Origin of the sequence: Planococcus sp. 1R117A, assembly GCF_051417975.1 — a bacterium.
Classification (GTDB): Bacteria; Bacillota; Bacilli; order Bacillales_A; family Planococcaceae; genus Planococcus; species Planococcus shenhongbingii.
This window is the reverse complement of the sequence record NZ_JBPRLO010000002.1, coordinates 304,412-317,823: the sequence shown is the minus strand read 5'-3', so window position 1 is coordinate 317,823 and position 13,412 is coordinate 304,412. Positions and strand designations below refer to the sequence as shown.

12 protein-coding genes are annotated in these 13,412 nt (G+C 41.8%); 7 read left to right on the top strand and 5 right to left on the bottom strand.

The features are described 5' to 3' along the window. Positions 1-38: 38 nt before the first annotated feature. Together ACSFXN_RS06970 and ACSFXN_RS06965 are read right to left on the bottom strand one after the other, a co-directional pair. Positions 39-1,217, bottom strand: coding sequence for an MFS transporter (locus ACSFXN_RS06970; RefSeq protein WP_437149452.1), 1,179 nt, complete (start codon positions 1,215-1,217; stop codon positions 39-41). Positions 1,218-1,278: 61 nt separating this feature from the next. Continuing rightward, positions 1,279-1,854: a TetR/AcrR family transcriptional regulator gene (locus ACSFXN_RS06965; protein ID WP_437149451.1), complete on the bottom strand. Its 576-nt coding sequence runs from the start codon at positions 1,852-1,854 to the stop codon at positions 1,279-1,281. 283 nt (positions 1,855-2,137) lie between these two features. Between ACSFXN_RS06965 and ACSFXN_RS06960 the strand changes: the two genes are divergently transcribed. Continuing rightward, a complete protein-coding gene (locus tag ACSFXN_RS06960; protein WP_437149450.1) occupies positions 2,138-4,072 on the top strand; it encodes a fructose-1,6-bisphosphatase in 1,935 nt (644 codons plus the stop codon). 112 nt (positions 4,073-4,184) lie between these two features. Here ACSFXN_RS06960 and ACSFXN_RS06955 read toward each other — a convergent pair whose 3' ends face one another. Beyond that, positions 4,185-5,051, bottom strand: a complete 867-nt coding sequence (locus ACSFXN_RS06955) for an STAS domain-containing protein (protein ID WP_437149449.1) — start codon at positions 5,049-5,051, stop codon at positions 4,185-4,187. 253 nt (positions 5,052-5,304) lie between these two features. Between ACSFXN_RS06955 and ACSFXN_RS06950 the strand changes: the two genes are divergently transcribed. Continuing rightward, complete coding sequence (locus tag ACSFXN_RS06950; RefSeq protein ID WP_437149448.1) at positions 5,305-6,063, top strand: hypothetical protein; 759 nt, start codon at positions 5,305-5,307, stop codon at positions 6,061-6,063. Positions 6,064-6,182: 119 nt separating this feature from the next. Here the strand turns inward: ACSFXN_RS06950 and ACSFXN_RS06945 are convergent, their stop codons facing one another. Both ACSFXN_RS06945 and ACSFXN_RS06940 read right to left on the bottom strand, forming a co-directional pair. Further along, entirely contained in the window at positions 6,183-7,094 is a 912-nt protein-coding gene (locus ACSFXN_RS06945; protein ID WP_437149447.1) for a 1,4-dihydroxy-2-naphthoate polyprenyltransferase, read from the bottom strand. Between the two features lie 355 nt (positions 7,095-7,449). Further along, positions 7,450-7,647, bottom strand: a complete 198-nt coding sequence (locus ACSFXN_RS06940; protein WP_437149446.1) for a hypothetical protein — start codon at positions 7,645-7,647, stop codon at positions 7,450-7,452. Positions 7,648-7,761: 114 nt separating this feature from the next. On the opposite strand from ACSFXN_RS06940, the gene ACSFXN_RS06935 reads away from it, so the two are divergent. From ACSFXN_RS06935 to ACSFXN_RS06915, 5 genes are all read left to right on the top strand, one after another. After that, entirely contained in the window at positions 7,762-8,190 is a 429-nt protein-coding gene (locus ACSFXN_RS06935; RefSeq protein WP_437149445.1) for an OsmC family protein, read from the top strand. 799 nt (positions 8,191-8,989) lie between these two features. Then, entirely contained in the window at positions 8,990-10,261 is a 1,272-nt protein-coding gene (locus ACSFXN_RS06930; RefSeq protein WP_437149444.1) for a hypothetical protein, read from the top strand. A 492-nt stretch (positions 10,262-10,753) separates the two neighbouring features. Next, on the top strand, positions 10,754-12,049 hold the full coding sequence (locus ACSFXN_RS06925) for a M48 family metallopeptidase (RefSeq protein WP_437149443.1): 1,296 nt from the start codon (positions 10,754-10,756) through the stop codon (positions 12,047-12,049). A gap of 301 nt (positions 12,050-12,350) precedes the next feature. Further along, on the top strand, positions 12,351-12,812 hold the full coding sequence (locus tag ACSFXN_RS06920; RefSeq protein WP_437149442.1) for a hypothetical protein: 462 nt from the start codon (positions 12,351-12,353) through the stop codon (positions 12,810-12,812). A 40-nt stretch (positions 12,813-12,852) separates the two neighbouring features. Continuing rightward, the gene (locus ACSFXN_RS06915; RefSeq protein WP_437149441.1) at positions 12,853-13,218 is read left to right on the top strand and encodes a hypothetical protein; all 366 of its coding nucleotides are present in this window, start codon (positions 12,853-12,855) and stop codon (positions 13,216-13,218) included. The last annotated feature ends 194 nt before the right edge of the window (positions 13,219-13,412 follow it).

The window sequence follows — 13,412 nt, the reverse complement described above, 5'->3', positions numbered from 1 at the left end:
AGGGTCTTGGGAAAGCCGGATAAAAAAGAGCAGGGAAGTTAATCCCCTGCTCTTGGAATTGCTTGTTTAGGTGTTTTCCAGAAATACGTTAAAGCGATGCCGATTGCCAGTACGACAGTCGCAAAATAGAAAGGGTAGTTAAGGTCGATATCAAACAGAATGCCTCCGGCAATTGGCCCGATAATGTTGCCGATGCTCGTAAACATCGAATTCATTCCGCCGACAAATCCTTGTTCATTACCGGCAATCCTTGAAAGATAAGTGGTCACTGCCGGCCGCATCAAGTCGAATCCAACAAAGACCACCATCGTTACCAATAAGATGGCCCAGTAACTCGTCACATAAGTTAACAAAAGGACAAGCAGCGTGGAAACGATCAAGCTGTAGCGGATCAGCCGGATTTCACCCCACCAGCGCGTGAAACGGTCAAAAAAGCCGACTTGTACAATGACGCCTACAACGGCTCCAAGGGAAATGACAATCGCGATATCCTGTGGTGAAAAGCCGAATTTATGGTCCACAAACAAAGCAAAAAACGATTCAAAAGAAGCGAGGCCGAAAGAAGAAATTAAGATCACCATAAACGCGACAAAATAAAGCGGAGACAAAATACGTCCAAATCCGGTTTTCTGTTCTCCATATAAATGCTGTACCTCGTTTTGGCGTTCCGGTTCTTTCAATAGCAGGAGCGATAACAGCATCGCAAACAGCCCGAAGCCTGCCGCAAAAAAGAAGGGAAGCCGCGTGCCGATTTCTGCCAGGAAACCGCCAATGCCAGGCCCGATGATAAAACCGGTCGAAATAGCTGCAGACATATAGCCGAGCGCTTTCGGCCGTGTTTTGAGCGTCGTGATGTCCGCAATGTAGGCAGTAACAGCCGGCATGATAAAAGCGGCACTGACGCCTCCTAAAACACGCGAAATGAACAGCACTTCAACCGTTTGTCCAAGCCCGAATAACAGCTCAGAAACACTAAAGACAAATAGCCCCAGAATGATTAAAGGTTTTCGGCCGTATTTGTCAACTGCCCGTCCGGCCAGCGGAGAGACAATCAGTTGTGCCAGCGCAAATGCCGAGACCATATAGCCGACCACTGTTCCCGAGATATTCAATTCGTTCATAATCGTTGGGGTTACCGGGATGACTAACCCAATTCCCAGAAAAGCGATAAATAAATTTAACAGCAAGATCGATAAAACCAATTTGTAGTTCTTCATATATGAACCTCGTTTGCAATTTTCTTCATTATTAATGCCAATCAACCTTTATAAAGCTTTACTATTTAACCAAGCCGCGCCAAAAAATCGGCCACACCGCTTCAAAGCGTTTCCGGTACGCGGCCGTGCCGCTATAAACCAACTCCGTGATCGTTCCTTCGATGACCGTGATAAATGCCAGGGAGCAGCTGGAAAAATCATCGGAATAGAGGATTTTTTCCCGGCGTTCGCGTTCTCTAAAAACCCGTGTTAAATGCCGATGCATCTGATCGAACAAGGGATTGATCACTTCAGCTATTTCTTTCTCAAGCCGAGCGGGTGGGAAGTACATGGTTCTGAGGATAAACTTCATATGCTCATTGCCTTCCAAATCCTTGATAAACCACTCGAAATAGCCAAGTAATAAAACCTCCAGCGGCTCATTTTTCATGTCAGTGAAATAAGTGGCCAAATGGCGCCTTTCGCTTTTCAATGCATATTCCATTGCAGAAAAGAACAAATCGTCCTTGCCGGAATAATGAGCGTAAATTGAAGGTTTCTTAATGCCCACGGCTTCCGCTATTTTTCCAAGAGAAGCTCCTTCATAGCCTTCGTTCGCAAAATAGCTGAGAGCAGTATGCAATATTTCGTCTTTCATTTTTTCACCTTCCTAACGGTCGTTAGTCTAATATTGCATAAAAGATTTTAAAGGTCAATTGTTTCAAATGTCAGTTATTAAGTTGTTGATTTTTCGAAGTGCTTAGCCGAAAAACAAAATTGATGGGACAAGAACAGGCCGTGATATGACAGTAAATTAAAAGAATTGCATCAGAATAGACAGCTTTTTCAATTAAAAGAGAAATGTTCGACGGATTTCCTTTATAATGGAAGTACGACTGGATTAACTGAAGAATGACTATTGAGATTTGGAGGGGTGCATCATGAAAAATTTAAAATACCTGGATTTGCTGGCTCAAAAATACGACAGTGAAGAAAAAGTGGCCACTGAAATCATCAATCTTGAAGCCATTCTGGATCTGCCTAAAGGCACGGAACATTTTGTGAGTGATTTGCACGGCGAGTACCAAGCTTTTCAGCATGTGCTGCGGAATGGTTCAGGGAATGTAAAAGTGAAAATCAGAGACCTTTTTGAAGATGTGTTGGATGAAAAAGAATTGAACGGGTTTGCGACATTGGTCTATTATCCCGAAGAGAAAATCAAACTGATCAAAAGCCATTTCAGTACCAAACAGGAATTGCATGACTGGTACATAGAAATGATCGAGTGCATGTTGAAGCTGGTTGCTTATGCGTCTTCGAAATACACCCGTTCGAAGCTGCGCAAAGCTTTGCCGAAACAATTTGTGTACATCATTGAAGAGCTGCTGTACAAGACAGATGAGTTCAAAAACAAGAAAGAGTATTATGCAAAAATGGTCGAGCAAATCATTGCACTCGGCCAAGCCGATAAACTGATTATCGGTCTGGCTTATACCACGCAGCGTTTGGTTGTCGACCATCTCCACGTTGTGGGCGATATTTATGACCGTGGGCCCGATCCGCATAAAATCGTCGATACGCTCATCGATTATCATTCAGTTGATATTCAATGGGGGAATCACGATGTCTTGTGGTTAGGCGCTTTTGCCGGATCAAAGGTTTGCCTGGCGAATATCATCCGGATCTGTGCGCGATACAACAACCTGGATATCATTGAAGATGTGTATGGCATCAATCTGCGGCCGCTGCTGAACCTGGCAGAGAAATACTATGACGACAACCCTGCTTTTCATCCAAAACGGATTTCTGGAGAACAACTTACAGAGCAAGAACAGATGCAAATCACCAAAATCCATCAGGCCATTTCAATCATTCAATTCAAACTGGAAAGCCCGATCATCAAACGGCGGCCTTGTTTTGACATGACGGACCGGCTCTTGCTTGAGAAAGTCAATTATGGCAAAAACGAAGCCACCCTTTATGGCATAAACTATAGACTGGAAAACACTTGTTTTGCGACGATCAATCCAGAGCAGCCGGATGAACTGTTGGAAGAAGAACAGCAAGTAATGGATAAATTGCTGTTCTCTTTCCAGCATTCGGAAAAGCTGGCGAGGCATATGAATTTCATCATGAAAAAAGGCAGCCTTTATTTGAAGTACAATGGCAACTTGCTGATACACGGCTGTATTCCACTGGATGAAAACGGCGATATGGAAAAAATGGAAATCGAAGGCAAAGAATATGCAGGACGTGAGCTGCTGGATGTCTTTGAGCACTATCTCCGATATTCCTTTGCCCGTCCAGAAGAAACGGATGACTTTGCGACCGATATGGTCTGGTACCTATGGACCGGTGAGAAATCATCGCTTTTTGGAAAAAGGGAAATGACCACGTTCGAACGCTATTTTATTAAAGAAAAAGAAACGCATAAGGAAAGAAAAAACCCTTATTATTATTTGCGCGAAGACGAAGAAATGTGCCGAAAGATGCTCGCAGAATTTGATTTGAATCCGGACCATGGCCGCATCATCAATGGCCACACGCCGGTAAAAGAAATTGACGGGGAAAACCCAATCAAAGCAAACGGCAAGATGCTGGTTATTGACGGCGGATTTTCGAAGGCTTACCAATCGACCACGGGGATTGCAGGGTACACACTCCTATACAATTCCTACGGCATGCAGCTGGTCGCCCATCAGCTTTTCAATTCAAAAGATGAAGTATTAAGCAATGAAACCGATGTATTGTCTGTAAAGAGACTGGTCGATGAAGAATTGGAACGAAAAAAGGTCAGAGAGACCAATATCGGTGAGGAGTTAATACAAGAAATTAACAACTTAAATAATTTGCGGGAATACCGATATATGAACTGATATCCTGACAAACAACAAAAAGCGGATGTTTCGAGATGATTTTAATCTCGAAACGTCCGCTTTTTATTAAACTTAATTATAGAAACAAAAGAATCGTTTTTAAAAAGCGATTTTATTTATGGGAAACTTGCAAGTTGTTGAATTTCATCGCTTGTTCCAGCTTACTGAATACTTTAACATCACCAAAATTGATGCCTAACTGAATAGCAGTTTGGGCAATATCAGGGCTAATGCCGGCAATAGCGGTCTTAACTCCAATAATTTTCAGCCCTTCAATCAATTGGAAGATTTGATGGGCAACCATCGTATCAACAATCGGCACACCGGATAAATCAATAAACAACCGTTCAATGGAATTTTGGTGGCATTGTTTTAAAACTTTTTCAAAAATGATCTGTGCCCGGTATGTATGGATTTCTCCGACCAAAGGCAATAAGCCGAATTCCTTTGTCAATAGAATCACAGGTGCACTCATTTCAATAATCATTTCTTGCTGGGCGTTCAACCGGGATTCTGCTGCTTTCGTATTTTGAACGGTAAATTCTAGAATGATGTCATTGATGGTATCAACGACTGCCTTGTTCCAAGCATTTACCTGTTCTGAAGAAATTTTTTCTTCCTGTGCCTCCGCAAATTCTTCAATAAGCTGCAGGTATTGTTTCTGCGTTCTGAAAAATTCTTTCAAGATGGCGTCAAGAGGCGTGGCTAAATGACCTTCATCTTTTGCCACGCGTAGAATCCAGTCCTGAAATTCTTTTATGCATTCGTTGTCATCTCTATCAAACATATGGCAAAACCGTTCATGGAACTCAAAGTTTTGCTGCTTTAACTTTTCAATGGTTTCCGGATTTGAAGATGCGTATACACCTATGGCACTTTTATCCAATGTATCAAACCATTGTTCTGTAAGCTCTTTATTTTTTTCACATAAAAATTCATGTAGTTTCTTATTTTTTAATGTCAATTGTTCTTTTAACATGATTCCTACTCCTCGTTTAACTGAAATTACTTGTTCCATATAACTATACTATATGAGTATTGGATGATATGCACATTTCGACCATTCGTTCTTTTTCAGATTGACTTGAACTCAAAAGATAACGAAGGGGATTTCCTCTTCCAAATTTATCTAGCTATCCTTTTAGCTTCTTAGTATATTAAAAGAAAACAGTCACAAACAGAGAATTCGAATGGAATTGATAAGTAAATACTCGACAAGAAGGAGTGAATGCATGAACCCTGCTGAAACTATTTTTTTCGGTTTGATTGGGATCGGCGTGATGGCTGCCATCATCTTTATTTGGCTAATTTTTAGGAAAAGAAAAAGATGGGCATTATTGTTAACGAGTATACTGGTCCTCGGATTTGTCGGGTATTATCTTTATTTTCCCGTGTTAAAGATAAATGAACATGAAGAGCGATATGGAATCCTGGTGGACCACTTATCCAAACACTATCCTGAAAATGAATTCGACATCGTCCCGGAACGATATGAACAGGGGTATTCAGTTGGTTCTTTTGAAGTTAATAAAATTGAATCTCCGTTGTTTGGCGTCACTCTATATGTTGATCAGTCAGGGGAAGTGAGCCAACCAAGCACATGGACCAAACAGGAGTATCCAGCGCAGCAAGATCTTTGGAAAGAATTGGAGTTTTCCTACGGAGAAGAGTATTCATTAGAAAAAGATCTTCCAGCCATAACCAAACAAGATGAGTGGATTGACGGAGAACTCACGGCTTTCGCACTGGCCATCGACGAATCTCCAGCAATCGCTGTATACGAGTATTCCCCGCAAGGATACGGCCTTTTGGGGATAGAACAAGGAAAAAAAGGCGGGTTTGCTTCTATGGAATGGGAAGGACATGTATTTGTCCATATTGATGAGAATTTTAAAGGGGAAGTCGTTGCGATTCAATTGGAAAATGGAAAGGAACTTTCAGTGAATGCAGCTGAGCATAAGAAACGGTTGTTTGTTGAAAAGATAAGGTAGGAAACCGCTTTAGATAAGAACCGGGCAGTTTGCCGAAAATTTGAAGCAACAAAAAAACTTCGAATGGAAGATAAAAAAGTCCTCTCACTCGAAGTTCAGTTCTATAAAAAATATTTAGCTTAAAACAAATAACTGATCAATAAGCCGGCGGATAACAGAAAACCGAAAATCGTATTGGTCATAGCCGTCGATTTCATGGCGAATCTCATATACTTTGGTTCGGTTGCCCCTTTTCGGAACCCTTTGATAGCGGCAACCGGTTTTTTGAAACTAAGGAAAACGACTAAAGCCCAAGGGCTGACATAACCCATCAATACGATGGCGACAATCCAAAGATAGGCAACGGCAAAGGCGATGGCCAAACCGATAACAGCCTTGTCTCGTCCAAGAAGAATCGGCAGCGTTTTTCTTCCGCCTTTTGTGTCTTCATCGATATCGCGGATGTTATTCGACATGTTGATGGCGCCTACCAAAATTCCGACAGGGATGGAAATCAATACACTTTCAACCGTAATCGCATTGGTTTGAATGAAGAACGCAATCAAAACAAAGCCGGTTCCCATCGCTAAACCTGAAAACAATTCACCAAATGGGGTATACGCGATTGGAAGGGGTCCACCTGTATATAAAAAGCCGATTGCCATGCCAACAAAACCGATAACCACTAACCACCAGCTGCTGTTCATGCAAATATACAGACCGATAAACGCGGCCACGATGTATAACAAAATCGCAACGGCCAATACATTTTTAGGCTGCAGCCCGTGCCGCACTATGCCGCCGCCGATGCCTACAGAATCAGCCGTATCTAGGCCGCGTTTAAAATCATAGTATTCGTTGAACAAATTCGTCGCAATCTGCAAAGCCAAGCAGGCTGCCATCATCGCGATAAATAAAAGCCAATCAATCTCCGTTGCATAAAGTGCTGCCACCGTCCCGAGTATCACCGGTGCAAAAGTCGCCGTCAACGTATGCGGACGCGTCATTGTCCACATTAATTTGGCAGAACTGATTTCCATTGTGTTTTCCATAACGTTGTCTTATCTCCCTGCATTTTTAATCGTAATTTCCTGCTAACTCTATTATGATATTTCTTCTCTACAATATCTTATTATAGCAAATAAATGCCCTTTATTATTCATTGCGGTTCAACAATTTGCGTCATCTGCATGAGTTTATAGATGTTTGTTGAAAAACGTTCACTTTCATGGACTGAGGGTCAAATCCAGACAGCTAAATAAGAGAAATGAAGGAAGACAGTTATGGCTAAAGCAATCGTTGGTATGGAGATGTTACGGGATGGGTTTGCCAATGATTGAAACGTAGAGATTTAGAAGCGATTTTCCAGTTTTGTGCCGAAGGAGCACATGCTATCGCTGCCATTCCTCAGAACTTTTTGTCTTTAGGATTTTTCAGCACGCTGCCAATCCAGTCTTTCTTTTTCAAATAATAATAAAGCGCACCCGTTGACAAAAGAATAACCAGAACCGAAAAAGGATAGCCGAATTTCCACTGGATTTCAGGCATGAATTCAAATCTCATCGCCCATAGCGCTCCCCGCGCTGTAACCGGAGAGAATAGCACCGTACCACATTGTATTTTAATAAGTTAAAGATTGGGTATAGTGAATTATAAGCAACGAGCATTTCAAAGATTCAACTGCTTAAAAAAGGGATGACAGGAAAGGGAGAGATGAAGATGAAAGCAACATTAAATTGGGATGGCGGAATGGCTTTTAGCGGGATGACGGAATCCGGACACAAAATCTTACTGGATGCCGGTGCTGAAAGCGGCGGCTCAAACTCCGGTCCTCGTCCGACGGAAGTCTTATTGCATGCTGCCGCAGTTTGTACCGGCATGGATATTGTCATGATCCTGGAAAAAATGCGTTTAGGTATTGATGAATTTTTTATCGAAATTGAAGGGACACGGGCGGAAAACCATCCAAGACGGTTTTCCGAGATTGCTATTAGCTATCATATAAAAGGTGATTTGCCCGAAGACAAAGTCGTTCGAGCCATCAAGTTATCACGTGACACTTACTGCTCAGTCGTCCATTCTATCAATGCTTCTATTCAGTTTAAATATGTTTTAAATGGAGAACCAAGTAAAACATTGAGCAATTGAAAAACACTTATGGCTGTCGAGAAACTCTTATGCTCTTTTTTCATTGCACTCCAGGTGGGACGCTTTCCGCGGACATGGCTTCAGTCTCCTCGTCGCTTCGAAAACCTTGTGCTCCTGCATCGCTGCGCTAGCTTCGTCGCTAAGACATTGGCCTCACAAGTTTGGGCCAATGTCTTTCCTGCGGGGCCTTCAGCTCATGTTATTTCCGCTGGAGTCGCCCACCTTCCGCTGCATTTAACTTCCTTTTGTTACCTTTAGAGATTCTCTGGAATAGGGAGCTGATTCGGAAAGCTCTCTATGTTTGTACCTGCTCTCCAGATATGGAGCCAAACAGCGGAGGAAAACAAACTGCTCCTGCGCAAGCTCGTCGCAAAGACTTTGCCTCATAAACCTAGGCCAATGTCTTCGCAGCTGGTTGGCGGAATATCGGTTAAGGAATAGTCGCTATTACAAGTTAAACTTTCTCAACAAGCTGAAAAACACTTAAGGTGGGTATGGTTATTAAACCGTATCCACCTTAAGTATTTTAAGCATCATTTATTGAAAATCAAGCCGTTTCAAAATAGGTTCTTTTCATTTCAGCTCGCTTGCATCTCTCTGGAAAACTAGTGAAAATTACTGCCTCTTTTCTTTAGTTCTCAAAAAAGAATTTATTATGCATTTGTAAAAAGAAATTTCACTCAATTTTCATTTTCAAGCTGCATAATAGGTGAATATACAGGACAAATGAAAAAAAGAAGATATAATTACGCATAATAATTCATTTATACTAAAAAAAGTAAGAAAAGAGGCGAAGCTTGTGAAAAAAGTTTTAATTTTAGGCGGCTATACACATATGATCGATGTGGTCATGAAGGCAAAACAGATGGGGCTTTTTACCATTGTAGTGGATAGGGAACCAGCATCTCCTGCTAAAGCCTTTGCGGACAAGTCATATGATCTCAGCACGGATGAAATTGACCGCTTAGTGGAGATTGCTGAAATGGAAGAAATAGACGGCGTCTTTAATGGTTTTGATGACTTTAATACGTGGAAGGCCGTTGAGTTATGCGAAAAGCTGAATTTGCCGCATTATGCCACATACGAACAGCTGGAAATTTGTTCGGACAAAGAGCGGTTCAAAGCATTTTGCAGAAGTTATGGGGTCCCGGTAATTGAAGAATATAAGATGGATGAACTGCTTACCGATGGCCAAACTGAAAAGTTTAAATTTCCTGTAATCATCAAACCCGTTGACAGTTATGCCAGCCAAGGCATAATGGTTTGCTACAGCCTAGAGGACTTAAAAGAAGGCTATGCGAAGGCACTGCGTTATTCCAAATCAAGGCAGGTGATTGTGGAACGGTTTGTGGATAATGCCTACGGCGTCATGATGTTCTACACGGTGAAGAATGGCCAGGTGGTCCTGTCGGCCATGACAGACCGCCATGTCCATAAAGCATATAAGGAACATCCACCGTTGCCGACAGCGACAATTTTCCCTTCGCAGCATTTGGACCATTACATAACCACACTCGATTTGAGAGTCAAAGCGATGATCAGTGGAATGGAAATTGAAAACGGCGTTTTATTCATTCAATCGCTTTTTGATGACGGAGAGTTCTATTTTTATGAAATGGGGTTCCGGCTGAGCGGCACGCAATATTACACAATCCTAGAGAAACAGATGGGCATTAATTTGCTCGAAATGATGCTGGATTTCGCAACCGGCGGAAACCTGGATCACTATCCTGTCGAGCAATATGACCGGGGATATTCGAAGTTTCCGGCATGCAATCTATCGATCCTCCTCGGAACAGGGACCATCAAAGAAATAAAGGGCTTGGAACGGATAAAAGAAATGCCTTCGGTCATTTCTTATATACCGGTCCAAGAAACAGGGGACGAAGTGCTATTGACCGGCACTTACGCACAAATGTTAGGCCGGTTTAATATTGTCGCTGCAAGTCTTGAAGAGTTCAATCAAACGATTGAAGAAATAAATAACACTTTGCAAGTCATTTCTACAGAAGGCAAAGATATGATTATTGCAAAATATTCGACATCACCTCAAGCGGAGCAGCTGCTTTAATTGCATTAATGAAGAAAAGCTTAAAACAGAATATTTTCACAATGCTGCTTTTGAGAAGCAGAAAGAAATAAAAAGGAAGGATTAAAGGACTCTGCAGAAGAGCCTTGTAATCTTTCCTTTTTTTAATGACTAAAGCGCCTCTACTAATTAACGTCATCCTTAATTTTCGAACTCTCTATTCCAGTGAAAGAAGGCAGTAACACCGGATTGTCTTTTTGCTGTTTCACTTTTCGGCTTTCAAATGCCGATAGCGGTTTCTTGGATAATTTTTCTGCAATAGTCCCGAAACAGTAGATCAGGACTATGAAAGTCACTAAAGGAAGCACAATCATCCAATAAATTTTTGGTTAAATTTACATAACTTCGCATTGAAAAATCTCTGGATTTGTCGATAGTTAATAAAGCTCTCCTCGAATATTTAAATTTATATATCCTATATTAGGTATTATGTGCTAATATATGTAAGATATTTCATGTTAAAGGGGAGAAAAAATGAACAACGCATCTATTCAATCAAACAGAGAGACCGTGTACTTCATCATCAGTCTGGCATTCAGTATTTTCGTGTATTTATTGGCAATCGTTTCTATAGTCGGCATTGCTATTGCCCTTCCGATTTTCGTGATGCTGCTTTTCACCAATGCCTTAATGCTTGGTTCTGTGCGCGGAAATGGCGTAAGAATTCATGAAAAGCAATTTCCAGATGTCTATGAGAGCGTCCAAGCATTATCAAAAGAAATGGGATTGAAAAAGGTTCCGGATGTATTTGTTGTCCAGTCTGAGGGAGCTTTGAACGCATTTGCCACCCGTTTTTTCGGACGCAATATGGTCGTGTTGTATTCGGAGGTATTTGAATTGGCACGCGAGCAGGGGCAAGAGGAGTTGAACTTTGTTATTGCCCATGAATTGGCTCACGTGAAACGCCGGCATGTCTGGAAAAACATACTGATCATGCCAGCCGGATTTATTCCATTCTTAAGCCAGGCCTACAGCCGCTCCTGCGAATATACTTGTGACCGCCACGCTGCGTACACCATTCAAAACGCAGCCGCTGCAAAACGGGCGCTGACGCTTCTTGGCATCGGCAAGAAAATGTATACGGAAGTGAATGAGGAGGCCTATAGAGAACAGATTGCCTCAGAGTCGAACAGCTTTGTTTGGTTGAGCGAAGTGCTCTCTTCACATCCCAACTTGCCTAAGCGCATCCAGGCCATCCAGCAATTTGAAAACAGCAGCACTCCTGTCTATACGCCGAATCATGGCAAAATAGCATTGAGTGCCTCTCTGCTGTTCGCGGCAGCAATAGGCGTTTATTTCCTCACCATCGCTATATTTGCCGGTGGGACGATGGTATATTCGCAGTTCATGCCGGAAAGTTTTACGGAGTCCCTTTACTCGGATGATTTCACAGTAGAAGGACAGACACCGTTGATGACTGCTGTTTCAGACGGTGACCTTGCTGAAGTGGAGCAGCTTGTCGCGGACGGTGCAGATGTGAACGAAAAAGATTCGGAAGGTGCGGATGCTTTGATGCATGCCATCTATTCAGGGGATACGGCAATCATTTCATATTTGCTGGAAGCTGGCGCTGATGTGAATACAGCTGATGATTATTCAACGGGATTGGGCGCAGCAGTGCTGTACGGGGAATATGAAAGTGCGAAATTGCTGATGGAAAAAGGTGCCGATCCAACTCTGGCTGGCTCAGACGGAATGTCTGCGATGGACTTCATGGGAACAACCTCCGAAACGGAATTCATCACATTAGTACAATCCGGTGCCTATTAAAAATTCCTTTTCAACAATATAACTTCAACTTTTAAAAACAGGAGATGCTCTGGCGAGTTTCTCCTGTTTTTTCTTTTATTCAAGGCAAAAGAGGGAGTCGGGGCACCATGCAGAAAACTGCTTGGTATAATAAGAAAAAAGGATTCACAAGGAGAGCTATAAGTTGATTAAACATTTCGGGGTGAATATTCGCGAAAAATCCAGTGGATTATAACAAAGTTCGTTTATTAAAGGAAAAGTTTACTCTGAATCATTCATAGAGAAACATATAGAAGACAGTTTTTATAATTATGATTTGAATATGAATTATTGCCGAGCGTTGCTTGAACACGAGTTTAATGAAGAACTCAAAAACTTTCTCAATAAAACTGAAGTTTTTAAAGAAATTACCGACCTCGTTGGATTAAAAGATGTTCCGGGATATTACCTGATGGTGCCGGATGAATATTCACAAGTCTATGTAGGTAGAAGCCAAAATATCAAACACCGCATTCAAAGCCATTGGAACAAACAAAAGGAATTTGATCGATTAATATTCGGAAGTAAAGAAAATTCCGTTTTACCAATCGACAGTTTTAAAGCTTTGGATACCACAAGGATATTCGTATATATAACGGGTGAGCTTGATCAACACGAAGATGAATTTATCAATTCAATCAATGCGAAATACCTCTTGAATAGAACTAGAGGAGGTACATTGACAGGTTTAAGCGAAGCTATAATCAACGGGAAAACAAGGGGAATGCCACGTAAGGAAAATTGAATTTGAATCCTTTAATACAGCAAAGAGAGGTCAATTATTAATGGAAAACGCATCACAGGAAGAAAGAGTAGAGGCGATCAAAGCATTCGAATCAACCATCCGTAAATCCGAAAATGCTTTAGCGAATATGGCTAAAAAAAGCGCTAGCACTACCTTAATAAAAAAGCGCCTCCATGCTTTATACATTGGCTTAGCCGTATTGGAGACCGCTTGGAATCAAAAGCCACATCATTACACGCAGAAAGATTTAGCGGAAGCCCGCCATGTCCTGACTGGTTTGTTCCCGTCACTTGAAAGCAGCTATGCCAAGTCTAAAGCCGGCAGTCCTCAAAAAACACTTTTAGAAAGAAGAATGAAAGCGCTGGAACTGGCTGTTCAAGCCATCAATGATCTGGCAAATAAATGATTTCCCCTTGCCAGGAATCATTAAAACATGTATAGCGCACCAGAACTAAAAGTTTTGAAACAATAGAGGTGATCGTTTGCTGGAAAATGCGTTCTCGATTCTTTCTGGAAATTTTTTTCTGCTATTGATTTTGCCGCTGTTTTGGCTTTAAAGAGTTCTGATTCACTATGTAACCAAAAGAGCAGCGGGTTAAA